The organism is Novosphingobium beihaiense, assembly GCF_022832375.1.
Lineage (GTDB): Bacteria > Pseudomonadota > Alphaproteobacteria > Sphingomonadales > Sphingomonadaceae > Novosphingobium > Novosphingobium beihaiensis.
Map to the genome: position 1 here is coordinate 1 of NZ_JALHLG010000016.1, position 23,448 is coordinate 23,448.

The window sequence follows — 23,448 nt, forward strand, 5'->3', positions numbered from 1 at the left end:
GACGACAATCTCGCCAACACCGCCGGAATTCGATGCGTCTGTCTGTTGCGCCATGGCGGGCGCGGCGATCGCGATTGCCAGCGCGCCGATGGACGCGCCACTGCAATGCTTGAGCATGTATAACCCCTTGTTCTGCTTCATACGCGGTTCGAGTTGACGCAGATGCGTCAATAGGCGCTCCAGCCGTGCCGAAGCGCCACAATACCGAAGGGCATATTTGAGATATGTTGCCCTTGGGGATAACGCGTAGCAATCGGTGGGCGGGGGTCAAACGGTTTGTGCCCGATATGCGATATATCGATTTGAGACGTTGCATAATCACAACACCATGCATAAGGCGTTTATAGCGTATCCTTGTTCTCCCGGAATTCATTCGTGATAATCCGCGTGTTCAGAATTACTTAAATAATTGTCTATTGTAGTTATTTCCATGCATCAAGAATAAGGAAGTAATTCATAGGCGGAAAACTTGAGGGTCTATCCAGGTGGCAAGTCAACCTGAAAACGTGACAAGTCCCATTGCGGACTTCAAACCAACGGTCTTTTTCGGTGCGATTGCGGCTATCGGCCTGCTTATCGCCTTCGCGCTGTTCGATACGAGCGCCGCTGCAACGCGGTTCCAGGCCATCCAGTCCTGGGCAACGCATAATTTCAGCTGGCTGCTGGTGGGGACGGTGAACATCCTGCTGGTCGCGTGCGGATACCTGGCCTTTTCCCGGCTCGGGCATGTCAGGCTGGGAGGTCCGGACGCGAAGCCCGCTTACAGTGCGCTTAGCTGGTTCTCGATGCTGTTCAGCGCGGGCATGGGCATCGGGCTGCTGTTTTACGGCGTGGCGGAGCCGGTCATGCACTTCGCCAACCCGCCGATCTCCGCATTCTCCGATCCCGGGGCCACGCTGCCGCGAGGGCTAGCCCGCAACGCCCAGCACGCGATGGGGCTGACGTTCCTGCACTGGGGGCTGCACGCATGGGCCGTCTATGCGATCATCGGTCTGGGCCTGGGCTATGTGTCCTATAACAAGCGTCTGCCGCTGAGCATCGGTTCGTTCCTGCAGGCGGCCTTCCCGCGTATTCCGACCCTGCTTGTCGATCTTATCGACGTGCTGGCGATCACGGCAACGGTGTGTGGCGTGGCGGCCTCGCTTGGCTTCGGTGCGTCGCAGATCAATGCCGGGCTTCAGTTGCTGGCGGGCGTGCCGGACAGTGGCATGGTCAAGGCCATCATCATCGTTGTCATCACAGGCCTGGCCACACTGTCGGTGGCGCTGGGGCTCGATGTCGGCATCAAGCGGCTTTCCGAGGCCAATATGCTGCTCGCGCTTGGCCTTGCGCTTTTCGTGTTCCTGCTGGGGCCTACCGTCTACCTGCTTGACAGCTTCATCCAGAACATCGGCTACTACGTTCAGCGGTTCGTCTATTTCTCGACCTGGACAGAGAGCTACACCAACGAGGACTGGCAGAGTGCCTGGACGCTGTTCTACTACGCCTGGTGGATCAGCTGGTCGCCGTTCGTTGGTATTTTCATCGCCCGCATTTCCTATGGCCGCTCCGTGCGCGAGTTCATTGCCGGGGTGCTGCTCGTTCCCAGCCTTTTCACGTTTGCGTGGATGACGATCTTCGGTGACAGCGCGCTGCACATCGAACTGTTCGGGGCTGGAGGGCTTTCCCAAGCGGTCAGCGCGTCGATGCCGGATGCGCTTTTTGCCTTCCTGGGGCACTATCCGTTTAGCCAGATCGCTTCGGGGCTGGCGATCGTGATCGTCGCGACCTTCTTCGTCACGTCCGCCGATTCCGGGGCTCTGGTGACGGCCATGATCGCTTCCGGCGGCCACCACGAAGCCCGCTTCGTGCCGCGTGTGACCTGGGCGATTTCGATCGGAATTCTGGCCGGCGCTCTGCTCTATGCCGGTGGGCTGGGGGCCTTGCAGACGGCCGCGATCGTGACCGGGCTGCCGTTTGCCATCGTCTTGCTGGGGATATGCTTCGGCCTTGTGAAAATGCTGCAGCACGAAGTGGTGAAGGCTGACCATGCCAAGAGGCAGGAATAGAGTTGGGCATAGCTCGATAAAAAGGGCCGGTGGCAGCAAAGCCTCCGGCCCTTTTTACTTCAAAGCTGTCCGCAGGCGCCGTTGTGAAAGGCGCTCCGAGGTCAGCGATCGTGTCTCAGGCAAAGTCCTCGGTGTCGATCGTGTTGCGCATGACTTCCGGATAGCGATGGCCGCTGACAGTCCGCTGATTGATCAGGGCGCCCGCGCGTTCAAGCAGGGCCGGATCTATCTCCAGACCGGCGCTGGCGTTGTTCTCCCGCCAATGCCCGATGGAGCGCGTGCCCGGGATCACGTGCACGTTCTCTCCGCGCGACAGAACCCAGCATAGCGCGAGCTGCGCCGGAGCCACGTTCGCTTCGGCCGCCAGAGCATTGAACTGCCCGATCAGTTCGAGGTTCTTTTCCCAGTTGCCCGGGAGGAAGCGCGGATGCGTGCGCCGCAGATCCCTTTCGGCGAGCGTTCCGGTATCGGTCAGCTCCCCGCCCAGCGCGCCGCGCGCGACCGGGGAGAACGCGACGAGCGCGATGCCCAGTTCCTTCGTGGCTTCCAGCACGCCCAGTTCGACATTGCGCGTCCAGAGCGAATATTCGGTCTGCACCGCGGCCATCGGATGGACTGCATGCGCCTCGCGGATGTGCGCGGCGGACCATTCGGACACGCCATAGGCCCCGATCTTGCCCGCCTCGATCGCGCGGGCCATGGCGCCCACCGAATCCGCGATGGGCACTTTGGGATCGAAGCGGTGCATGTAGAACAGATCGACATGATCGGTGCCCAGCCGCTTCAGGCTGGCATCGAGCGAGGCGGTAATCGCTTCGGGGCTGCAATCGATTCCCCGGCGCGGGCCGTCGACGACGATGCCGGTCTTGGTGGCGAGGAAGAATTCGCCGCGCCGGTCCATGATCGCTTCGCCGAGAATCTCCTCGGAAGTGCCGCCGCCGTAGATATTGGCTGTGTCGAAATGTGCGCAGCCCTGGTCCAGCGCATGCCGGAACAGCGCCACGGCATCCGCGCGCGAAGGGGCATTGCCATAGGCCCAGGCCACATTCATGCAGCCCAGCCCGACGGGATTGAGAGCATGGTTCGCGAGTTGCCGCTTCATCGTCAAGACCAGCCGTCCTGTTGTTCCAGACTGGCGGCGAGTTCGCCGATCACCCGGTAGCAGTCAAGCACCGAGCCGATGGAACTGTTGGGCTCGCGCCCTTCGCGGATGGCGGCGACGAATTCGCGGTCCTGCAGTTCGATGCCGTTCATCGAGACATCGACTTGCGACACGTCGATGGCTTCCTCGCGCCCGGTCACCAGATCGTCGTAGCGGGCGATGTAAGTGCCGGTATCGCCGATGTAGCGGAAGAAGGTGCCGAGCGGCCCGTCGTTGTTGAAGGAGAGGGCCAGCGTCAGGATCTGCCCGGCTTCGGTTTTCATCTGGATCGACATGTCCATGGCGATGCTCAGTTCGGGATGTTTCGGCCCCTGCAGCACGTTGGCGGCCACCACCTTGCTGCCGGTCATGTACTGGAAGATGTCGATGGTGTGGGCCGAGTGGTGCCACAGCAGGTGATCGGTCCAGGAACGCGGCTGGCCCTTGGCGTTCATGTTCTTGCGGCGGAAGAAGAAGGTTTCGACGTCCATCGCCTGCAGCGTGAGATCGCCCGCATCGATCTTCTTCTTCACCCACTGGTGCGAAGGGTTGAAGCGGCGGGTGTGGCCAACCATGCAGGTGAGGCCGGTTTCCTGCTGCTTCTTCACCACGGCCTGCGCATCGGCCCAGCTGTCCGCCAGCGGGATTTCCACCTGAACGTGCTTGCCCGCATCCATGCAGGCGATGGCCTGCTGCGCGTGCATCTGCGTGGGCGTGCACAGGATCACGGCATCGACATCGTCGCGCGCCAGCGCATCGGCGAGTTCGGTGGAGCTGTGCCTCGCACCGTACTTTTCGGCCACGGCCGCGGCCTGTTCGCCCGTGCGGCTGATGATCGAGGTGATTTCCACACCGTCGATGTTCTTCAGGCCGTCAAGGTGCTTTTCGCCAAAGGCGCCGGCGCCGGCAAGGGCAATGCGCATGTCAGTCTCCTGTTCGTGCTGCGGGCGGCCGGCGGGCCGCCTCAGGGTATTTTGTCTTCGTCGGCGCGATAGTGATTGATCAGCGCGCGCACGACGGCTTTGAATTCGGTGGATGCTCTTCGGACCTTGCGAAAGGAATCCACGCAAAGCTCGTCATCCAGATTGATGTTCTCGACCGGCCAGCGTTCCTGGTGCTTCTCGACCCGCCAGCGGAAGGTCTCCGCAACTTCGCGCAGGTTCCGTTCGTCTTCCTCGCTCATGTTCAGATGGTCTTGCGCCAGATTCATCATCTCGATGATGCAAAGCCTTATCTGCCGGCGTGTGGACGTGTAGATTTCCTGCCAGTCCTCGGGCCGTGTCTCGAACAATGTTTCCAGTTTCTTTTCTTGTCTCTCCATTTCTTCCAGGACAGCGATCAGCAGAACTTTCTTGACCATCGAACCCTCTCCTTCTCCATCCGGCAATCAGCCGCTTATACAGTTTTGTTCCTGTTTTAGAGACGGACGAGAGTAATAAATTCTTAGTCTGGTTCTAGAACCAGATGCCCGATGGCGGTGTTGCTGCACGGGACGTGGTAGTGCCGGTGCAGGCACTTGGTTTTCTTGCCCAGCGCGCCGCGCATGATCAGCCACATGACCATTTCGATCCCTTCCGATCCGGTCTCGCGCAAGTATTCGATATGCGGGATCCAGCGGGCCTCGTCGCTGTCTCCGGTCATCATGTCGAGGAACCGGTTGTCCCACTCGGCATTGATCAGCCCCGCGCGTGGCCCCTGAAGCTGGTGGCTCATGCCGCCGGTGCCCCAGATCTGCACATTGAGGTCTTCCCCGAAGGAATCGACGGCCCGCGCGATCGCCTCGCCCAGCGCCCAGCAACGGTTGCCGGAGGGCGGCGGGTAGGTCACGACATTGACGGCAAGCGGGATCACCTTGACCGGCCATGCTTCGGGCGCGCCGAACATCATGGTGAGCGGCACGGTGAGGCCGTGATCGACTTCCATCTCGTTGATCATGGTCATGTCGAATTCGTCGAGGATCAGGCTCTGGGCGATGTGCCAGGCGAGATCGGGATGCCCTTCCACGTCCGGCACCGGGCGCGGGCCCCAGCCTTCGTCGCAAATGCCGAAACGCTCGGCGCAGCCGATTGCGAAAGTCGGGATCACTTTCATGTCGAACGCGCTGGCATGGTCGTTGTAGACCAGAACCACGGCATCGGGCTTGTTTTCGGGCTGCGCGATCCATTCGCGCGTCCAGTCGTACCCGGCGAAGATCGGCTTGAAATACTCTTCCCCGGCCTTGCCCTGATCGGCAGCGACGCCGAGCAGGGGGATATGGCTGGAGGCGATACCGGCTGTGATGCGGGCCATTTCAATAGGCTCCCTTGATCGAACGCTGGCCTTCGGGCGAGCGGCCGCCTGCGTTCATCATCGCCTGATAGTCCTCGACGCTCATGCCCGTCATTGTCGAGACGGCCTGCACGAAGCTGAGCCCGTCGGTCGAAAACACCTTGGCCATGAAATAGATATTGCCGCCCAGATCGAGCAGGCGGTTGTAATCGCGGTCGAGAACGGCCTGCTTCTGCTCTTCGCTCATCGGCCATTCGTCCAGATAGGCACGCTCGTCCGCTTTCCAGCGTTCGCGGTTTTCCGGCTTCATCAGGCTCATCGCGAACTGGTTGAGGTGATAGCCCTTGCGCGCCCGCGCGGCGGTGTAGACGCGCGTGCCGGGGATATCCTCGAAATCGGCGAGGTATTCGTGGATGTCCTTGTGATGTATCACAGCCCGCGCTCCTTCAGCTTTGCATCGAGGCGCGGGAACACGCGGCGGGTATTGCCTTCGAAGATCGCGCGGCGTTCCGCATCCGTGATGTCGAGAGCGTCGATGTAGCGTTTGGTGTCGTCGAAGTAGTGGCCCGTGGTGGGATCGATGCCACGCACCGCGCCGACCATTTCAGAGCCGAACAGGATGTTCTTGTTGTCGATCACGTCGGCCAGCAGGTTGATGCCCGGCTGGTGATAGACGCAGGTATCGAAGAACACGTTGTTCATGATGTATTCGTCGAGCGAGGGCTTCTTCAGCATATCCGCCAGGCCCCGGTAGCGTCCCCAGTGATAAGGCACCGCGCCGCCGCCATGCGGGATGATGAAGCGCAGCTTGGGGAACTGCGCGAAGAGATCGCCCTGCATCAGCTGCATGAAGGCCACAGTATCGGCGGCGAGGTAATAGCCGCCGGTGGCGTGCATCGCCGGATTGCACGATCCCGAGACGTGGATCATCGCGGGCACGTCCAGCTCGCACATCGCTTCATAGAGCGGGAACCAGTATTCGTCGGTCAGCGGCGGATGCTCGAAGTGGCCGCCGCCCGGATCGGGATTGAGGTTGCAGCCGATGAAGCCCATTTCCTCGACGCAGCGGCGCAGTTCCTTCACCGAAGCGGCAAGGTCTGCTTTCGGGCTTTGCGGCAGCATACACACGCCCGCGAAAGTGTCCGGGAAAAGCTGTGTCACCCGGTAGATCAGGTTGTTGCAGTGAAAGGCCCATTCGGCGGCCACGCCCTGATCGCCGATATGCGGGGCCATGGCCGAGGCGCGCGGCGAGAAGATCGTCAGGTCCGCACCGCGCTCCTTGACGAGGCGCAGCTGGTTGTCCTCGATCGTCCGGCGGACTTCTTCGTCCGGGATGTCAGGGTAGGGCGGGGGCGCCTTGCCGTCCTTGAAGGCCGCCTTTTGGGCTTCGCGCCAGTCCTCGTGCGCCTTGGGCAGGACGGTGTAGTGGCCGTGGCAATCGATCACGAGCGTCATGGCTCAGTCTTCTCCCTTGAATGTATCTGCCTTGGCGATGGCGGCAAGTTTGGCCGGAAGCCCCTCGGGCACCGGAGAGACAGCCAGGCTGCCCAGCGTATCCTGCCAGGCGACGGTGCCGCGGCTCATCGACGGCGGCAGGCCGAGCCCTTCCAGAGTCTTGCACACTTCGCGCAGTTCGGCGGCGCGGCGCATCCCGTGCACGAGCATGCGGTCGAAACGGTAGTCGGCGCCGGTGGCCCAGTCGTTGCCGAAGCTGGAAAGGACTTCATCGGTCACGCCCGCCCGCTCGCAAGCGATCAGGCATTCGGCGGTGAGCGCCTCTACGCCCTTGTACATCACCGAGCGCAGCATCTTGATCGTGGAAGCGCGCCCCACATCTTCGCCTGCCTCGCGCAGATCGGTGAAGCCGAGCGCGGTCAGTGCTTCTTGTCCAGCCGCCGCATGGGGGCCGGAAAGCAGCAGCGGCACGGCAAGGCATTTGGGCCGTACTGGCGCCATCACGGCAACATCGGCATAGCGCCCGCCTGCCGCGCCGATCGCTTCGGCCGCCGTGCGCTTGGTGCCGGGGGCGACCGAGTTCATATCGCAGAAGAGAGCGCCTGGCGCGATATGCGCGGCGGTATCGCGAGCCACGTCCAAGGCGGCATCGGCCGTCACCAGCGACAGGATCATGTCCGCCCCGTCCAGCGCCTCGGACAGGCTGTCGCAGGGCGTCACGCCCATGTTTTCCATGACAGCCTTCCGTTCAGGCAGGATGTCGAACGAGCGTGCGGATGAAGCCCAGTTTCCCGCAGAGGCAAAGGTCGATCCTGCTTCACCAAATCCGATCAGCGCAAGTCTCTCCATGACGGCGAGGGGTGCGCCGGGCTGCTCCGAATGGCCAATCGGAACTGCCAGCGAGTGATAAGCACTGACTAATTATGTTGGATGTGGTCTAGGGAAGGGGCCTATTTCAGCTGATCATGGGCGATAAGTTTGTCTGTTGCGTTCCGGGCAGAACGTCGCTGGCTGCCAGCAGATCGTCCATGAAGGCGCGCTGGACTTCGGTCGGGCGCCAGGATACGCGGCAGGTCATGCCGATGGTTCGGCCCAGGCCCGGCGGCAGGCTGGCAAGCTGCACGAGCCAGCCTGCCTCCAGCTCCACGGAAACCTGATCCGGCGAGAGCATCGTCATGAAATCGCTGCCCACCAGCAATTGGCGCACCATCATCACCGATCCGGATTCGATCGGCACGGCCGGGGGGCGGACGCCGGCCCTTTCGAAGAAACGTTCGAAACTGTCCCGCAAGGGTGTGCCGTGCTGCGGCACGACCCAGGGATAGCGGGCCAGTTCTGCGGGGCTTGGATCGCTTCCGGCCAACGGATGACCGGCGCGGGCGAAAACGGCGGGAAGATCCTCGAACAGCGGCGTCTGTACGAGATCTTCCTCCATCAACGGCTCGCGCAACGCGCCGATCATGAGGTCGAGCGCGCCCTGGCGTAAAGGCTCCACCAGTTCGGCGCGCGATCCCTCGGCAATGTGGAGCCGGACCTTCGGATGGCTGCGGATAAAGCGGGTGACGGCGCCCGGCAGCACGCGGGCGCGCGACAGCGGCATGGCCCCCACGGCGATGCGCCGCGTCTCGCGCCCCTTGAGCGCTTCGATCTCGGACAGGCCGGTTTCCAGCTCGATGCGGGCCAGCCGGAAAGTCCGCACCACGCCTTGGCCGGCATCGGTCAGCACGACCGCCTTGCCGCGCCGTTCGGCCAGCCGCCGCCGCATGGCCGTGGCCAGATCGGCAACTGCCCGGTGGATCGAGGGCTGCGCCAGGCCGGATATCTTGCTGGCCGCCGCATAGCTCCCCTGATCAGCCAGCGCGAGCAGCGCGCGCAGGCGGGACATGGTGACATGCGGGCTGTTGAGGTGACCCATCGCCGCTTCGATGCGCGGCGCCAGCAGACGGGCGGCATCGGTTGGCGTCATGCCGTTGAAGCAGCGTTCGAACAGCGGCAGGCCGATCTGCTTTTCCAGCCTGCCCAGCGCCTGCGTTATTGCTGGCTGGCTCAGGTTCACGGCTTCCGCCGCAGCGTTCACCGTTCCCAGTTCCACGATTTTCGCCACGGCTTGCAGGTGGCGCAGATTGAACTGCCAGATTTCCATTTCTGCATTCTTAGCGAAAACCTATAGCTTCTCCAAAGTTTCTCTTTCCGCTTCCCGCGCCCCGGGCCCATCTCGGGCAGAACACGAGAATGGAGCAGGAAGCATGGGTGTCGTCGTCCAGAACATCGAACGGGCCGATCCGGCCGTGATCGACGGGCTTGCCGCTTGCGGCGTGGCCACCGTGCACGAGGCGCAAGGGCGCACCGGCCTGCTCGCCAGCTATATGCGCCCGATCTATTCCGGTGCGCGGATCGCCGGTTCGGCGGTAACGATCAGTTCGGCGCCGGGCGACAACTGGATGGTGCACGTTGCCATCGAGCAGTTGAAGGAAGGAGACATTCTCCTTCTGGCCCCCACGTCACCGTGCGAAGATGGCTATTTCGGAGACCTGCTGGCCACCAGCGCCATCGCGCGCGGCTGCCGGGGGCTTGTGATCGACGCCGGTGTGCGCGACGTGCGCGATCTCACGGAGATGGGCTTTCCCGTCTGGTCGAAGGCGGTCTTCGCGCAAGGCACGGTCAAGAACACGCTGGGCTCGGTCAACGTGCCGGTGGTCTGTGCGGGCGCGGCGGTGCAGCCGGGCGATGTGGTGGTGGCCGATGACGATGGCGTCTGCGTGGTCCCGCGCGCCAAGGCCGCCGATGTGCTTGCCAAGGCGCAGGCGCGTGAAGCCAATGAAGCCGAAAAGCGTGAGAAACTGGCTTCCGGCATCCTGGGGCTGGATATGTACAAGATGCGCGAACGCCTTGAGGCGGCTGGTTTGAAGTACATCTGATGCCTGAAGCACGTTCGATGACTCTGTCGGCACCTGTCATGTGGATGCGGGGAGGCACGTCGAAAGGCGGCTATTTCCTCGCGGACGATCTCCCCCCCGATCCCGCAGAGCGCAATGCGTTTCTGCTGCGGGTGATGGGCTCTCCCGACCCGCGCCAGATAGACGGCATGGGGGGAGCCGATCCGCTCACCAGCAAGGTTGCCGTCGTGCGCAAGTCGGCGCGTAAGGGGATCGATGCCGATTACCTGTTTCTGCAGGTCTTCGTCGATCAGCCTCTGGTGTCGGACGCGCAGAATTGCGGCAATATCCTCGCGGGGATTGGGCCTTTCGCTATAGAGCGCGGCCTTGTCACGCCCACCGGCGATGAGACGCGCGTGACCATCTTCATGGAAAACACCGGGCAGGTTGCCGTCGCGACCGTGCAGACGCCGGGCGGGCAAGTGACATACACGGGTGATGCCGCGATCGATGGCGTGCCCGGAACCCATGCGCCGGTCCCGGTGGAATTCCGCGATACGGCCGGTTCGATGTGCGGCGCGCTGCTTCCCACTGGCAAGGCGGTGGAAGTGGTCAACGGCGTACCGGTTACGCTGATCGACAACGGAATGCCCTGCGTGGTGATGAAGGCGCAGGACGTGGGCGTGACCGGGTACGAGGATCGCGAAAGCCTTGATGCCAACAGCGAACTCAAGGCCCGGATCGAGGCCATCCGCCTGGCTGTGGGCGAGCGCATGAATCTGGGCGATGTGCGTGAGAAGTCCGTGCCCAAGATGATGCTGGTCGCGCCGCCCAGAAGTGGCGGGGCCGTGACGGTGCGCAGTTTCATACCGCACCGGGCTCACGCCACGATCGGCGTGCTTGGCGCCGTTTCGGTCGCCACGGCGTGCCTGATCGAAGGTTCGCCCGCCGCCGAAGTGGCTGCCGTGCCCGACGGCACGCGCAAGATGCTTTCGGTCGAACATCCCACCGGGGAAATGAGCTGCGTGCTGGAAACCGATGGCTCCGGTGCCGTCACCAGCGCGGCTCTCCTGCGCACCGCGCGCAAGCTGATGGATGGAACCGTCTATGTCTGATGCTTTGGCAAGTCCGTCCTGAACGGAGCCTGCCAAGTATGGAAAAACGTTCGTGCTGAGCTTGTCGAAGCGCGTTTTGGCGAGGATGAGATAAATGTCTGAACGGATTACCAGCTGGCATGCCAGCCCATCGAAACCCGCCTTCACCCCGCCGCCCGGTGCGGTGGACGCGCACTGTCACGTCTTCGGGCCGATGGCGCAGTTTCCTTTCAGCCCCAAGGCGAAGTACCTGCCGGAGGATGCCGGGCCGGATAAGCTCTTCGCCCTGCGCGATCATCTGGGCTTTTCGCGCAACGTGATCGTTCAGGCGAGCTGTCACGGCACCGACAATGCCGCCACGCTCGATGCCATTGCGCAGTCGGGCGGCAAGGCGCGCGGCGTCGCCGTTGTCGATCCCGCGATCGGCGAGGCGGAACTGGCTGCCCTGCACGAAGGCGGCATTCGCGGCATCCGCTTCAACTTCCTCAAGCGCCTTGTCGACAATGCGCCCAGGGACAAGTTCCTCGAAGTCAGCCGGCGCCTGCCCGAAGGCTGGCATGTGGTGATCTATTTCGAGGCGGACATTCTGGAGGAGCTGCGCCCGTTCATGGATGCGATCCCCGTGCCGTTGGTGATCGACCACATGGGCCGCCCCGATGTGACGCAGGGCCCGGACGGCGCCGATATGAAGGCCTTCCGCCGCCTGCTCGACAGCCGCGAGGATATCTGGTTCAAGGCCACTTGCCCGGACCGGCTCGATCCGGCAGGCGATCCATGGAACGCTTTCGCCGAAGCCGTGGCGCCGCTGGTGGCGGACTATCAGGACCGCGTGCTCTGGGGCACCGACTGGCCGCATCCCAACATGCAGGATGCGATCCCTGACGATGGCCATCTCGTCGACATGATCCCCTGCATCGCGCCCACGCCGGAGCTTCAGCGCAAGCTGCTCGTCGCCAATCCGATGCGGCTGTACTGGCCCGAAGAGCTGTAGATTTTCACGGAACCCTGACTGTGCAAGAGGGAGAGCGGCCTGGCTGCTCTCCCTCCTTTTTTGCCGGCCGGGGCGGCTTTTTAGACGAGCGGATTGTTCAGCGGCAGGTCCAGGTGCCGCCGTCCCCACAGTTCGCGCGTGACGTCCCAGTCCCAGAACGCATGCGAACACACCGTGTTGAGATCGCGCCAGATACGCTGCAGGGGCTGATCGTTGTGAAAGCTGGAAGAGCCGCAGACGGTCATCATCCGGTTCGCGGTGTCGCGGCAGTGGTTCGATACGAAGGCCACGATCCCTTTCGTGTCCAGCCGGTCTTCCAGCGTGAAGCGCCGCTTGTGCATGATCGCGGCCGAACGGTCATAGACGCCGCGCGCCAGATCCTGTGCCACGCGGGAGGCGATCTGGAATTCGCCAAGCGTTATGTGCACGTGCTGCTGATCCTTGACCACGGTTCCGGTGTGGTTGCGCACCCGCCGCTCCACGATCGCTTCGTATGCCGTCAGCGCGCCTTCCAGGCTGCCTGTCAGGACCGGCAGGATGGTGCAGTAGGCGGCGATGAAAAAGGGGATGGAATAGAACGGGTTGTCATGCAGCTTCGTGCCTTCGCTGACGCCTTCGAAAAACTCGCTCATGGGGACGGTGCGGTGATCGGGCACGAACACGTCATGCGCGGCATAGTCGTTGCTGCCGGTTCCCGACATTCCGGTGAAATGCCAGGTGTCCAGGATCTCCACGTCCTCCACCGGCATCAGGAACGCGCGCTGCCCGTCCTCGGCATTGCCGGACATCATGACCCAGTCCGCATGCACGATGCCCGATCCCCACAGCGCGCGCCCGCTGACCCGCCATCCGCCCTCGGTCTTGCGGGCGGACATGTCGGGCGCCGATGCCGCGGGAAGCAGCACATAGCCGCGTTTCCCGAACAGTTCCTCTTGTGCCTGTCCGGGGAATTTCGTCACATAGATATTGTGCATGATGTAGAACGCGGCGATCCAGCCGGTCGAAGGGCATGCGGCGCTGATCGCCCGGACCACCTCGAACATCGTCTGCAGGTTCGCTTCCGATCCGCCCCAGCGTTTCGGCACGAACATCGGGATGATCTCCGCCTCGACAAGCTCGCGGATGGAATCGTCATGCGGTCTGCGCATTCGGGCAGCCTCGGCCGAGCGCGCCTGAATGGCGGGGGCCAGTGCACGCGCCCGTTCGATGAGTTCTCTGTCAGTTGCCGGCATTCCAATCTCCCACGTTTCCGGTTGTCCTGCGCGTGCACCCGTTTTCGGGGCTGCACGCATGAAAGGCTGCGGGAAGAGGGTATCCGGGGGCGCCGGATACCGGCAGGCGCAAGCAAGCGGCATCGAGCCGGCGCCTGCCGCACATCCTCTCATCCCCATGGCATGCCTGCGCCGAATCCGCCGTTGCAGACATGCCGAATCATAATTTACAGTTTGTATGTTATGAGTATGTGTCTCGGGAGCGTCCTGTCAACATTCAGGGTTCTTCTTGAGTATGTGTCTTTTTCAATAGATTGAAAATAAAGTTTATATTTGTCGATCTTGGTGCGCTTGGGTGTCTGTAAAGAATGAGCTATGTGCATACTTTTATGCTGGATTTGCACGTTGGCCGGGTGGTGCCATAGAAAGTCTGAAAGCGCCGGAGCCGGGCGCGAAAGGATGATTTCCTCCATGCATACGGTGGACCGGGAAATGACAGGGGCGGAGAAAGCCAAGCCGCAGGATCACCGTGTGCGTGTCGCCGGGGAGCGGCGTGAACGCATGCGCGCGCGTTTGCAGGACGCGATCCTGGCATCCTGCACGGCGAACGTGGATTTCAGCATGCCTTCGGTGGAGGATGTGTGCCGCACCGCCGGGGTTTCCCGCGCGACGTTCTACAAGCACTTCGATTCGGTTCAGGATGCCGTTGGGACGCTGGGCGAGGTCTTGCTGGACGAGATGGTCAACAGTCTGGCCGCCATGTTCGATGGAGACAGCGCTCTTGAACGGATCACGATGGGGCTGCAGCTATTCCTGATGCGCAGCGTCACGGACCCGCGCTGGGCCACGTTCGTTTCCCGCGTGGTGCAGCTCGATCCGGATACGGACTTTGCCCGCAATGTCGCGAAGGATCTGAAGGCGGCTTCGGATTCAGGCGAAATCAGCATCGCCAATGCCGATGCGGCGATCAGCATGGCGCTGGGCTCGATGTTCGAGGCCATTCGTCACCTTCACAAGACGGGGGACCGCCGCCGCGAATATGTCGAGAGCCTGAGCGTGATGATCCTGCATGGCCTTGGTGTCCCCGCGGAACGTGCTGCCTCGCTCGTGCGCAAGAAATCGGCCCAGATCAGAGGGCTGGCTCCCGATTTTGCCGATTGGTGGAAGGACCCCTGGATCTGATCGGGCCCGCGGCCCGGCATGATCCGATGCCTTCGGCGGCCAGCGTCCGGTTATTCGGAGGGGAGTTCCTCGCTCTCCCGCGACAGGTCGGCAAAAGCATCCGCAAGGTTTTCCGACATGCGGCGCAGGACGGAGAGGCACAGGTCGATCTCCGCCGGATCGATACCGGCGGCGGCCACGCGATTGATCTGCGCGGCATAGTGCATCAGTTCGCCCTCAAGGGCGCGGCCGCGTTCGGTCAGCCGGATGCAGAACTTGCGCTTGTCCTGCTTGTCGCGCTCGCGGGTGACGAGGCCTTCGTTCACCATGGCGTTGATGATCGATGCGGTCGTGTTTTCGGCCACGTTCGTCATGTCGCTGAGGTATTTCTGGCTGACCCCGTCCTGAATCCACAGGATACGCAGGTAGTACCAGAAGCCCGTCTTCAGATCGTGCCGGGCCAGATAGGAATTCAGCAGGCGGTCGAAGCGCCTGTGGCAGCGGCGAACCTGATATCCGGCGCTTTTTTCCGGGTCCAGCGGGGTGGGCTTCGATGGCAAAGGTATGCTCCCTGAGCGATCGCGGGCAGGCGCGATCCTGTAGCGGGAGCATATTTCGCAGTCGGCGCCAAAACACAATGGGCCCAAACACAATGGAGAGGCGCCGCGGCTCCTTGGAAGGGCACGCGGCGCTTTTGCGAAGAGTCAGATCACGAATTCGGAGAACGTTTCCGGAGCGAACATCTCCTCCACCGTCAACTGGCGGGGGGAGAGGCCCTGTTCGTGATGATAGCGGGTGAAGGTCTCGATCACATGCCGGTTGGGCCCGGCGCCATAGGGCCACCAGTTATGGCCCATGGTCGCGATCGTGTCTTCGACCATGGCGATCTGCCAGGGCAGCATGGTCTTGAGCGAGGCGGACACCTGCAACTGCTCGTAGGTCAGCTTCTGCGCCTCGCAGAAGGCCTTGTAGAGCGCCTGTGCCACCCAGCGGTGCTTTTCGTAAACCTCGCGCCGGATGGCTACGACATGCATGATCGGGAAGATGCCCGTCTTCGCGTAATAGGCCTTCTCGACATCGACGAAATCGGGGAACAGGCGGCGCACCTTGTCCGGCTCGCTGTAGAAGGTGGAGGGCGCGCGGGCGGTGTGCAGCGCGTCGATCTCGCCATCGGCCAGCATGCGGGTGAGCGTCTGCGTGGGGCCGATTGGTTCCACCTTGAACGTGTCCGGCAGGTTGAGCTTGAGCTTTTCCTCGCGCCCCGGCGTCTCCTCGCCGCCGGTCACATAGGTGACCGAGGCGGGATCGATGCCGTATTCGTCCTGCAGGATGCCGCGAATCCAGACCGGCGCGGTCATCTGGTATTCGGGCACGCCGACGCGTTTGCCCACGAGGTCTTGCGGTTTTTCGATCCCGCTCTTCGCCGATACGAAAATGCACGAGTGCCGGAAGAAGCGCGAAGGGAAGACCGGGATCGCGATAAACGGCGGGTCTTCGCGGCCAAGCGTGACGCAGTAGGAGGACATCGAGAGTTCGGCGACATCGAATTCCTTGTTGCGCAGCATGCGGAAGAAGGTTTCCTCGACATCCAGCGCCTGAAAATTGAGATCGATGCCATCCGGACGGACCAGGCCGGTCTGCAGGGCTTCGGTGCGGTCATAGCCCCAGCAGGCAAGCGAAAGATTGAGGCGGGTCATCTGGATGACGTCTCCGATTGTTGATGATCTTGGATGATCCGGCGCGGATCGGCATCGGTGCCGGTCCGGCCGGACTGAATAAGGGCGGCGCAGCAGGCCATCGTTTCCAGGCCCCAGCGCCCGTCATGGCCGGAGGTATCCCCGCTGGCGATGGCGCGGGTGAATTCCTCGATGACAGCGGCTCTGGGAATGGCGGGGGGGGCGATCGGGATGTGTTCGCGCGCGGCATCGGCAAAGACTTCGATCCCGTCCGGCAGGACTTTCAGGTCCGCGCCTTCGCAGCTTACCAGCAGAAAGCCGAAATGTTCGTGATGCGGTGCCGGGTGGACGGGCGTTGCCGACGGGCTGCCGTAAGTGCGGGCGAGCTTCGCCTGCATCTCATCCTCGCCAGAGAGAGAGGCGAGGGCCCGGCGGGCATCGCCATAGCGCAACGGGTCCTTGTCCTGCCCCAGTTCCGAGATCCAGCCCACCAGTTCGTCGCTGTCGTAATGGGCATAGCCGCTGTAGGTCAGCGACGCGGCTGCGCCGTCCGCAAAGGTCATGAGCGCGCTGTAGGCGCCGTCGCTCGGGCGGCCGGGGTCCCAGTTGCCGGTTACGGCGCGGATCGCGGTGGCGGGCTGGCCCACGATCCGGCGCACCACATCGATCTGGTGCGCGGCCTGGCTGTAGACCACGCCGCCGCCGCGCGCCTCGTCCAGTTCCTCGGGGCGGCGGGGGCGGTACATGAAATCGGTGAAATTGAACGAGGTGATCAGGCGCACGCGGCCGAACCGTCCCGATGCCACCATTTGCGCGGCGGTGCGCACGGGTTCGTCGAAGCCATGGCTGGGGCCGGTCATCAGCACTTTTCCGGCCTGCCGTGCCGCATCGGCCATACGCAGGCACTCGCCCACCGTGGTGGCCATGGGCTTTTCGACCAGTACATGCTTGCCCGCTTCCAGAGCCGCGATCGCCTGTTCCGCGTGAAGCCCGTGCGGCGTGGCAATATAAACCGCGCCGATGGCCGGATCGGCAAGCAGCGACTCCAGCGAGAAATGCCCGCTTGCCGCGAATTCCTCCGCGAACTGCCGGACGGCATCTGCACGCAGATCGAATGCACCGGCCAGCCGGATGGAAGGATGGGCACGAAGCGCGGGGAGCGTGAGCATGAACCCGCGCCCCAGCCCCGCGATTCCCAGATTGACGGTACTCATAAGCGCGATCGTGCCTGCCTGACCCAAAATTTCCACTGCCTGTCTTGCAAAACGCATATACTTCTATATAGAAGTAATTGCAACCTGCTGATTTGATGACTTCCAGAGGGCGTTCCCATGCGAATTCGCGGGGGCGTGCATCTGTGACGGTTGGAGGGATGATCCATGACACCTGAACAAAATGATCTTCTGTGCCGCGTTGAGGGCGATGCCCCCATGGGGCAGCTGATGCGGCAGCACTGGATTCCCGCATGCATGATCGAGGAAGTGGCCGAGCCGGACGGCACGCCGCTGCGCGTGCGCCTGCTGGGTGAGAACATGGTGGTGTTCCGCGACAGCGAAGGGCGCGTGGGCGCGCTGGGCGAACTGTGCCCGCACCGCCGCGCCTCGCTGGTGTTCGGCCGTAACGAGGAATGCGGCTTGCGCTGCCTCTATCACGGCTGGAAGTTCGACGTGGAAGGCAATGTGGTCGACATGTCGTCCGAGCCCGCCGATTCCAGCATGCAGGGCAAGACCAAGGCCAAGGCCTATCCGGTGATCGAATCGGCAGGCTTCATCTGGGTCTGGATGGGCGATCCCGATAATGTGGGCGAATTTAACGCGCCCAACTGGTCGTCCGCGCCGGATGACAAGATCGCGATCATGAAGATCCACGGCGCCTGCAACTGGGCACAGATCCTGGAAGGCGCGATCGATTCCTCGCACAGCTCCAGCCTGCACTCGACCAATATGCCGACGGCAACCGATGTCAGTGGCTCGACCGCGACCGACACGGCCTGGCTGCGGCCGTCCGCCGACAAGTCGCCGCGCATCGAAGTGGAAAAGACGCCGTTCGGCTTCCGCTATGCCGCGATCCGCAAGCCGGTCCAGGATGCGGACAAGCAGGACTATGTGCGCACTTCGCTGTTCATTGCGCCGTTCACCGTGATCATCCCGTCGAACGACAAGTATCACCTGAGCCAGCTGCTGATCCCCATCGATGACGAGAACACGTTCTTCTACTGGATCGCCTGGCACACCGAAACGGGCATCACCCGCGATGCCTGGCGCAAGTTCTGCGGCGCGGAAATCGGCAAGGACGTGGAGCCGGTCACGTTCCGCAAGGTCCGCAACTACGAAAACAACTACATGCAGGACCGCGAGGCGATGAAGGCGGGTGATTTCACCGGCATCTACGGCATTCCCTGCCAGGACATGGCGATGTGGGAATCGATGGGCAAGATCGCCGACCGCAGCGAGGATCACCTGGGCACCAGCGACAAGGCGATCTTTACCTTCCGCACCCAGATGTACCGCGCCGCGCAGGCCGTGCAAAAGGGCGAGCCTGCCATCGGCACCACGGGCACGGTCCTGCCGCAGGCCAATCTGATCTCGTTCCAGGGCATGGTGCCCAAGGACAAGGACTGGCGCGAATACAATATTTCGCCCGAGGAACGTGCGCTGCGCGAACAGGGCAAGGCCACCGGCAAGCAGGAAGAGCTTGCGTGAGCGCTGCCGGTACTGTCGCAGGACTTGATGCCGGTGAACTCGACCGGTTCGTAACCTCCGTTCTTGCCGAGGATCTCGGCGAGGGCGGAGACGTCACCAGCGCCATCACGGTTCCGGCCCACGCGCGCCTGAAAGCCGAAATCGCAACCCGGCAACCGATCGTGCTGGCGGGTGTGGTGCTCGCCGAGGCGTTCTTTCGCCATGCCGATCCCGGCGTGCATATCGAACGGCTGCGGGAAGACGGAGACCGGCTGGAAGCCGGCACGCCGATCCTGCGGCTGGAAGGCGCGGGGCGGGCGATGCTGACGGCGGAACGGTCCGCGCTCAACACCTTGCAGCACCTGAGTGGCATCGCCACGCTCACGCGCACTTACGCCGATGCTATCGAGGGCACCGGGTGCCAGCTGCTGGATACGCGCAAGACCGTGCCGGGTCTCCGCGTAGTGGAGAAATACGCGGCGCGCACCGGCGGTGCGCACAATCACCGCATGCGGCTCGACGATGGCATCCTGATCAAGGACAACCATGTCGCCATCGTTGGCAGCATCGAGGAGGCGGTGCGCTCCGCCAAGGCAGCGAACACGGGCCTTGAGCTTCAGGTCGAGGTTGACCGGATCGATCAGATTGAACCGGCACTCGCGGCCGGGGCAGAGCGATTGCTGTGCGACAACATGCCGCCTGCCGTGCTTCGCGAAGCCGTCGCATTGGTCGCGGGCAGGGTGCCGATCGAGGCCTCGGGTGGTGTCCGCCTCGACACGATCCGGGCGATTGCCGAAACCGGTGTCGATTTCGTCTCGGTGGGCCGCATAACCCAGAGCGCTCCCGCCGCCGATATCGGCCTCGACTATGCGATGGCGGAAGTGGTGAGCGAAGCCTGCTGACGCGAAGAAACTCAGTTCAAAATACAATTCGTCGCCCCCGCGCAGGCGGGGGCCCCGCTTTTTCTTCTTGCGAATGCTGGCAGAAGCGGGATCCCCGCCTGCGCGGGGATGACGAAGAATAGTAGTGCGAACTTTGAGCCTGTCATACAGATGGTTGGGGCACACCTTCGTATACTTGAAGCGTATCACGGCCATTCGTGCTGAGGGCTCGACACGAATGGCCGTGATGACCACAGGCAGAGATAGGAAGGCCGGGGGAGAGCGTCCCCCGGCCTCTGTTCATGTGTTCTGATCGCGCAGGACGTTGCGTTGGATCTTGCCGGTCACGGTCTTGGGCAGATCGTCCAGCACTTCGACCATCTTGGGCACTTTGTAGCTGGCCAGCCGTTCCTTGCAGTAGGCCTGGAACTCGGCCGGATCGGCCTTGGCATCGGGTTTGAGCGAGACATAGGCCTTGACCGTCTCGCCCCGGTAGGGGTCGGCTACGCCGATCACGGCGGTCTCGCGCACGGCGGGGTGAGTGTAGAGCACGTCCTCCACCTCGCGCGGCCAGACCTTGAAGCCGGAGGCGATGATCACGTCCTTCTTGCGGTCCACCAGATAGAACCAGCCTGCTTCGTCCATCACCGCGATGTCGCCGCTGTGCAGCCAGCCGTCCACCAGCGCTTCGGCGGTCTGATCGGGCTGGTTCCAGTATCCCATCGTGATCTGCGGGCCCTTCAGGCACAGTTCGCCCGCAACGCCGGGCGGCGCGCGGTGGCCCTGCTCGTCGATCACTTTGGCTTCGGTGTTGTAGACCGGAATGCCGATGGCCAGCGCGCCCGATTCCGGATCGACCGGCGCTTCCACTTCCAGCGGGCACAGATGGGTGGGGGCGGACGTTTCGGTCATGCCATAGCTGGTGTGGATCAGCAGCCCCATGCGCTCCAGAAATTCGGTGCGCAGCGAGGGCGGGATCGGCGCGCCGCCCGAATAGACGCTTTCGAAGCAGCCGAAATCGTCCTTTTGCGCGCCGGGTGTGTTCATCAGCGCGTTGAACACGGTGATCGCGCCGATCGTGTACGTGGGCCGCGCGGAGCGGATTGCATCGAGGACGGAAGCCGCCTCGAACCGGTAGTTGAGGATCATCGAGCACCCGGCGGCAAAGGCCGCGGCGACATGGCAGACGACGCCGGTGATATGGAACAGCGGCGCGATGGCGAGGATACGCGTATCGGCATCCAACTCGCACCATTCGACGATCGTATTGCCGTTGAAAGCCAGCGCATGGTGCCGGGCCATGGCGCCCTTGGGCTTGCCCGTGGTGCCGGAGGTGTAGAGGATCAGCCCGAGATCGCCGCTTGCCGGGGAAACGGCAGGCACGGGCCGGTTCTTTCCGGCCTCGATAGCCTCAGGGAAGGAGATATAGCCGTCCGGCACTGGGCATTCGGGCGGCAGCACGCGCTCGTCATCGCGGGACTGGTAGTTGCGCGGGCTGCACACGACGAGCGCCGACCCGCTGCCCGCCGCATCCACCGCCTTTTGAACGACATCGGCGTCGTTGGCGTAACAGAAGATGAAGCGCGGCGCGCAGTCTCCGAACAGGCCGGTCAGCTCGCTGGTGCGGTACATCGGGTTCATCGGCACTGGCACCGCGCCAGCTTTCCACGCCGCGAGCATGGCGATTACGAACTGCGGATCGTTCTGCAGGACGACCGCGACCCGGTCGCCTGCCTTCGTGCCCTGTTCAAGCAGCCATCCGGCCAGCGCCTCGCTCGCCTCATCCAGTTCGCTGTAAGTCAGGCGCCTGTCGAAATAGATGATCGCCGTGGCACCGGGACTGGTTTTCACCGCGTCTCTGAACAAGTCCAGCACGCTGCCGCGCGCGGGCTGCAATTCGGCAGGGGCATCGCCGTAGAGGGAAAGCCAGGGGTGCGGGGAAAGCGTGTCGCTCATATCAGTACAATCCGTAGTTGAGTTTGAGGCCCGGTTCGTTCCAGCGCACCCGCACGATCCTGCCGCTGGCGGACAGGGTGATGTAGGCTGAGCGCATGTCTTCGCCGCCGAAGGCGATGTTGGTGGTGTATTCGTCCGGCAAGTGCAGGTAATCCATCGTGCCGTCCTCGCGCACGGTGGTAATGCCGCCGCGATAGAGCGTCGCCACACAGACCGCTCCCGATGCCGTCACCGCCAGGCTGTCCACGCCGCAATCGCCTGGAATAGTGGCCATCAGATCGCCCGTCGCAGGGCTGCCTGCGCGCGAGACATCAGGCGCGGGTTCCAGCTGGCCCGGCGCCAGGACCGGGATGCGCCACAGCCGCGATGTGGTAGTGGAAGACGTATAGAGCGTCTTGCCATCGGGGGAGAGCCCCACCCCGTTCAGTGCCACGGCGGGATAGCGCCCGCAGGTGATCAGCGAACCGTCCGGCTTGGCATAGTAGAGGCCGCCATATTCGCGGTGGCGGGCGAAGTCCTTGCCAAGGTCAGTGAACCAGAAGCCTCCGTGGCCGTCGAAAACAAGATCGTCCGGGGCGGAAAGCGGCAGGCCGTCGCAACTGTCGTAGAGCCGTTCGGACTTGCCGGTCGCCAGGTCAACGCGCTCTATGCGCCCTTCGTTGCCGGGGCCATCGAGTGCGTCCATCGTCGCAAAGTCCATGCCGCCGATATTGGCGACATAGACCGCGCCGTCCGGGCCGAGTGCGGCACCGGCAGGGCAGGCGCCCAGTTCGGCGATCGTTTCGACCTTTCCATCGCCCCAGGCGCGGGACAGCCGTCCGGCGATCAGTTCCACAAAGATGATGGAGCCATCGGGCATGACCACCGGCCCTTCCGGAAAATGCAGCCCTTCGGCAATGACATCCAACTCCATGACCTCTTCACTTTCTCTTTTATGATAAAAGGTTAGCCGGACTTGCGGAGGAGGCGCCGCGCTGTGCGTGCGCTTGCGGCATGACGGACTGGACATAGTCCAGCCCATGCCCGGCCGATCGGGGCGGTGGCAGGCGGTCTCTCGTTTCTCCCATGTTGTCCGCTGGAAGTGTCAGTGCACTTCGATATGGAACTATCTTCATTCGGATAGTGCCGATTGCAGCCGAGCGTCAAGAGGCGATCGGCGTCAAATAGCTCTGTTTCCGGAGTGGCTGCGGAAGCGTCAGGAACGGTGAAAACACCAAAAATCAACGGTAATACGTGGGTTTTGTCGCTTTCGATCCTGTAGGGCGATGGTCTTCCTTAAAAAATTTTGTAGGACAATGTGGCAAATAACGCTTGCGGAAACACTTCCATATAGTAGTGTTGATTCCATCGTTGGAGACGGATGCGGAACAGAGTCGCGAAAGAAGCGCCTCGGCTGCATCATGCAACCTGGTGGAGGAGCTTATGGCGATTGCGGCAATGACCAAGGATCAGGGGGCGGCAACGGCAGTAAAGCCTGCCGTTCGTTCGATAGAGCATCTGTCTTTCCGCTGTTTCGATCCGGAAGAGACCCGCCACTTCTATGAGGATATTCTGGGGCTTGAACTTTGCGCCGCCATTCCCACGGAAGTGGATGCCGATGGGCGCAAGGTCAAAGCTCTGCACATGCTCTTTGGCATGACCGGCGGCGGTTTCGTCGGCTTCTATCACGTGCCCGGTGATCCCCGTCCGGACATATACAAGCCCCTCGACGGGATGGATCTCCATGTGGGGATGAAAGTCTCATCGGAAGCCGATTGGAAGCGCTGGCAGGAACGGCTGACCGAAGCCGGTGTCGAATTCGCGGGGCCGCTCGATCACGACTTCGTGATTTCGGTCTACTTCCCCGATCCCAACGGGGTGATGCTCGAATTCACCTATGAGGTGGACCGCCATGAAGAGATCATGGCCGGGGAAGCCGTCAATGCGCACAGCGCTCTGGAGGCCTGGACCGGGCGGACCGGAAGTGCCGCCGCCTGAGGCGGCGCGCGCGTAAACTCCGGTTTTGGCCC

Annotated in this window: 22 protein-coding genes; 8 read left to right on the forward strand and 14 right to left on the reverse strand. The window is 62.7% G+C overall.

Translation table 11 applies throughout. The features are described from left to right. The first annotated feature begins 506 nt into the window (after positions 1-506). The gene (locus MTR66_RS12285; protein ID WP_243921416.1) at positions 507-2,048 is read left to right on the forward strand and encodes a BCCT family transporter; all 1,542 of its coding nucleotides are present in this window, start codon (positions 507-509) and stop codon (positions 2,046-2,048) included. Between the two features lie 115 nt (positions 2,049-2,163). On the opposite strand, the gene MTR66_RS12290 is transcribed toward MTR66_RS12285, so the two are convergent. The 8 genes from MTR66_RS12290 to MTR66_RS12325 form a co-directional block, all read right to left on the reverse strand. Continuing rightward, positions 2,164-3,150: an aldo/keto reductase gene (locus tag MTR66_RS12290; RefSeq protein ID WP_243921418.1), complete on the reverse strand. Its 987-nt coding sequence runs from the start codon at positions 3,148-3,150 to the stop codon at positions 2,164-2,166. 2 nt (positions 3,151-3,152) lie between these two features. Then, entirely contained in the window at positions 3,153-4,112 is a 960-nt protein-coding gene (locus MTR66_RS12295) for a Gfo/Idh/MocA family oxidoreductase (protein ID WP_243921420.1), read from the reverse strand. 41 nt (positions 4,113-4,153) lie between these two features. Beyond that, positions 4,154-4,549 (reverse strand): hypothetical protein, encoded by a 396-nt coding sequence (locus MTR66_RS12300; RefSeq protein ID WP_243921422.1) that lies wholly within the window; start codon positions 4,547-4,549, stop codon positions 4,154-4,156. A gap of 83 nt (positions 4,550-4,632) precedes the next feature. Further along, a complete protein-coding gene (locus tag MTR66_RS12305) occupies positions 4,633-5,478 on the reverse strand; it encodes a class III extradiol dioxygenase subunit beta (protein ID WP_243921424.1) in 846 nt (281 codons plus the stop codon). A 1-nt stretch (position 5,479) separates the two neighbouring features. Next, entirely contained in the window at positions 5,480-5,890 is a 411-nt protein-coding gene (ligA, locus tag MTR66_RS12310; RefSeq protein ID WP_243921426.1) for a protocatechuate 4,5-dioxygenase subunit alpha, read from the reverse strand. After that, on the reverse strand, positions 5,887-6,912 hold the full coding sequence (locus tag MTR66_RS12315; protein ID WP_243921428.1) for an amidohydrolase family protein: 1,026 nt from the start codon (positions 6,910-6,912) through the stop codon (positions 5,887-5,889). Before MTR66_RS12315 ends, ligA begins: the two co-directional genes overlap by 4 nt. Before the next feature lie 3 nt (positions 6,913-6,915). Beyond that, the gene (locus MTR66_RS12320; RefSeq protein ID WP_243921430.1) at positions 6,916-7,761 is read right to left on the reverse strand and encodes an NAD(P)-dependent oxidoreductase; all 846 of its coding nucleotides are present in this window, start codon (positions 7,759-7,761) and stop codon (positions 6,916-6,918) included. A 106-nt stretch (positions 7,762-7,867) separates the two neighbouring features. After that, positions 7,868-9,055, reverse strand: coding sequence for a LysR family transcriptional regulator (locus tag MTR66_RS12325; protein WP_243921432.1), 1,188 nt, complete (start codon positions 9,053-9,055; stop codon positions 7,868-7,870). Positions 9,056-9,158: 103 nt separating this feature from the next. Between MTR66_RS12325 and ligK the strand changes: the two genes are divergently transcribed. From ligK to MTR66_RS12340, 3 genes are all read left to right on the forward strand, one after another. Then, on the forward strand, positions 9,159-9,830 hold the full coding sequence (gene ligK / locus MTR66_RS12330; RefSeq protein WP_243921434.1) for a 4-carboxy-4-hydroxy-2-oxoadipate aldolase/oxaloacetate decarboxylase: 672 nt from the start codon (positions 9,159-9,161) through the stop codon (positions 9,828-9,830). Beyond that, entirely contained in the window at positions 9,830-10,903 is a 1,074-nt protein-coding gene (locus tag MTR66_RS12335) for a 4-oxalomesaconate tautomerase (RefSeq protein ID WP_243921435.1), read from the forward strand. Before ligK ends, MTR66_RS12335 begins: the two co-directional genes overlap by 1 nt. Positions 10,904-10,997: 94 nt before the next feature. Next, a complete protein-coding gene (locus MTR66_RS12340; RefSeq protein ID WP_243921437.1) occupies positions 10,998-11,873 on the forward strand; it encodes an amidohydrolase family protein in 876 nt (291 codons plus the stop codon). An 80-nt stretch (positions 11,874-11,953) separates the two neighbouring features. Here the strand turns inward: MTR66_RS12340 and MTR66_RS12345 are convergent, their stop codons facing one another. Further along, positions 11,954-13,105, reverse strand: a complete 1,152-nt coding sequence (locus MTR66_RS12345) for an acyl-CoA dehydrogenase family protein (protein WP_243921439.1) — start codon at positions 13,103-13,105, stop codon at positions 11,954-11,956. A gap of 450 nt (positions 13,106-13,555) precedes the next feature. On the opposite strand from MTR66_RS12345, the gene MTR66_RS12350 reads away from it, so the two are divergent. Beyond that, positions 13,556-14,266: a TetR/AcrR family transcriptional regulator gene (locus tag MTR66_RS12350; protein ID WP_243921441.1), complete on the forward strand. Its 711-nt coding sequence runs from the start codon at positions 13,556-13,558 to the stop codon at positions 14,264-14,266. A 50-nt stretch (positions 14,267-14,316) separates the two neighbouring features. Here MTR66_RS12350 and MTR66_RS12355 read toward each other — a convergent pair whose 3' ends face one another. The 3 genes from MTR66_RS12355 to MTR66_RS12365 form a co-directional block, all read right to left on the reverse strand. Next, positions 14,317-14,805, reverse strand: a complete 489-nt coding sequence (locus tag MTR66_RS12355; protein WP_243921443.1) for a MarR family winged helix-turn-helix transcriptional regulator — start codon at positions 14,803-14,805, stop codon at positions 14,317-14,319. Positions 14,806-14,949: 144 nt separating this feature from the next. Further along, complete coding sequence (locus MTR66_RS12360; protein WP_243921446.1) at positions 14,950-15,942, reverse strand: PhnD/SsuA/transferrin family substrate-binding protein; 993 nt, start codon at positions 15,940-15,942, stop codon at positions 14,950-14,952. Beyond that, on the reverse strand, positions 15,939-17,135 hold the full coding sequence (locus MTR66_RS12365) for a Gfo/Idh/MocA family protein (protein ID WP_243921448.1): 1,197 nt from the start codon (positions 17,133-17,135) through the stop codon (positions 15,939-15,941). The genes MTR66_RS12360 and MTR66_RS12365 overlap by 4 nt, the downstream gene beginning before the upstream one ends. A 165-nt stretch (positions 17,136-17,300) precedes the next feature. On the opposite strand from MTR66_RS12365, the gene MTR66_RS12370 reads away from it, so the two are divergent. Then, positions 17,301-18,623 carry a Rieske 2Fe-2S domain-containing protein gene (locus MTR66_RS12370; protein ID WP_243921450.1) on the forward strand — a complete coding sequence of 441 codons (1,323 nt, stop codon included), beginning with the start codon at positions 17,301-17,303 and terminating at the stop codon, positions 18,621-18,623. After that, positions 18,620-19,504, forward strand: coding sequence for a carboxylating nicotinate-nucleotide diphosphorylase (nadC, locus tag MTR66_RS12375; protein ID WP_243921452.1), 885 nt, complete (start codon positions 18,620-18,622; stop codon positions 19,502-19,504). The genes MTR66_RS12370 and nadC overlap by 4 nt, the downstream gene beginning before the upstream one ends. A 279-nt stretch (positions 19,505-19,783) precedes the next feature. Here the strand turns inward: nadC and MTR66_RS12380 are convergent, their stop codons facing one another. Continuing rightward, entirely contained in the window at positions 19,784-21,439 is a 1,656-nt protein-coding gene (locus MTR66_RS12380) for a class I adenylate-forming enzyme family protein (protein ID WP_243921454.1), read from the reverse strand. A 1-nt stretch (position 21,440) separates the two neighbouring features. After that, on the reverse strand, positions 21,441-22,352 hold the full coding sequence (locus MTR66_RS12385) for an SMP-30/gluconolactonase/LRE family protein (RefSeq protein ID WP_243921456.1): 912 nt from the start codon (positions 22,350-22,352) through the stop codon (positions 21,441-21,443). A 509-nt stretch (positions 22,353-22,861) separates the two neighbouring features. Here MTR66_RS12385 and MTR66_RS12390 point away from each other — a divergent pair. After that, positions 22,862-23,416: a VOC family protein gene (locus tag MTR66_RS12390; protein ID WP_243921458.1), complete on the forward strand. Its 555-nt coding sequence runs from the start codon at positions 22,862-22,864 to the stop codon at positions 23,414-23,416. Positions 23,417-23,448 lie beyond the last annotated feature (32 nt).

What these genes read in the sequence shown, in the direction of transcription:
- MTR66_RS12290 (WP_243921418.1), bottom strand. Translation starts at nt 3,150, where the DNA reads ATGAAGCGGCAACTCGCGAACCATGCTCTCAATCCCGTCGGGCTGGGC.
- MTR66_RS12295 (WP_243921420.1), bottom strand. Translation starts at nt 4,112, where the DNA reads ATGCGCATTGCCCTTGCCGGCGCCGGCGCCTTTGGCGAAAAGCACCTT.
- MTR66_RS12300 (WP_243921422.1), bottom strand. Translation starts at nt 4,549, where the DNA reads ATGGTCAAGAAAGTTCTGCTGATCGCTGTCCTGGAAGAAATGGAGAGA.
- MTR66_RS12305 (WP_243921424.1), bottom strand. Translation starts at nt 5,478, where the DNA reads ATGGCCCGCATCACAGCCGGTATCGCCTCCAGCCATATCCCCCTGCTC.
- MTR66_RS12315 (WP_243921428.1), bottom strand. Translation starts at nt 6,912, where the DNA reads ATGACGCTCGTGATCGATTGCCACGGCCACTACACCGTCCTGCCCAAG.
- MTR66_RS12320 (WP_243921430.1), bottom strand. Translation starts at nt 7,761, where the DNA reads ATGGAGAGACTTGCGCTGATCGGATTTGGTGAAGCAGGATCGACCTTT.
- MTR66_RS12325 (WP_243921432.1), bottom strand. Translation starts at nt 9,055, where the DNA reads ATGGAAATCTGGCAGTTCAATCTGCGCCACCTGCAAGCCGTGGCGAAA.
- ligK (WP_243921434.1), top strand. Translation starts at nt 9,159, where the DNA reads ATGGGTGTCGTCGTCCAGAACATCGAACGGGCCGATCCGGCCGTGATC.
- MTR66_RS12335 (WP_243921435.1), top strand. Translation starts at nt 9,830, where the DNA reads ATGCCTGAAGCACGTTCGATGACTCTGTCGGCACCTGTCATGTGGATG.
- MTR66_RS12340 (WP_243921437.1), top strand. Translation starts at nt 10,998, where the DNA reads ATGTCTGAACGGATTACCAGCTGGCATGCCAGCCCATCGAAACCCGCC.
- MTR66_RS12345 (WP_243921439.1), bottom strand. Translation starts at nt 13,105, where the DNA reads ATGCCGGCAACTGACAGAGAACTCATCGAACGGGCGCGTGCACTGGCC.
- MTR66_RS12350 (WP_243921441.1), top strand. Translation starts at nt 13,556, where the DNA reads ATGCATACGGTGGACCGGGAAATGACAGGGGCGGAGAAAGCCAAGCCG.
- MTR66_RS12360 (WP_243921446.1), bottom strand. Translation starts at nt 15,942, where the DNA reads ATGACCCGCCTCAATCTTTCGCTTGCCTGCTGGGGCTATGACCGCACC.
- MTR66_RS12365 (WP_243921448.1), bottom strand. Translation starts at nt 17,135, where the DNA reads ATGAGTACCGTCAATCTGGGAATCGCGGGGCTGGGGCGCGGGTTCATG.
- MTR66_RS12370 (WP_243921450.1), top strand. Translation starts at nt 17,301, where the DNA reads ATGACACCTGAACAAAATGATCTTCTGTGCCGCGTTGAGGGCGATGCC.
- MTR66_RS12380 (WP_243921454.1), bottom strand. Translation starts at nt 21,439, where the DNA reads ATGAGCGACACGCTTTCCCCGCACCCCTGGCTTTCCCTCTACGGCGAT.
- MTR66_RS12385 (WP_243921456.1), bottom strand. Translation starts at nt 22,352, where the DNA reads ATGGAGTTGGATGTCATTGCCGAAGGGCTGCATTTTCCGGAAGGGCCG.
- MTR66_RS12390 (WP_243921458.1), top strand. Translation starts at nt 22,862, where the DNA reads ATGGCGATTGCGGCAATGACCAAGGATCAGGGGGCGGCAACGGCAGTA.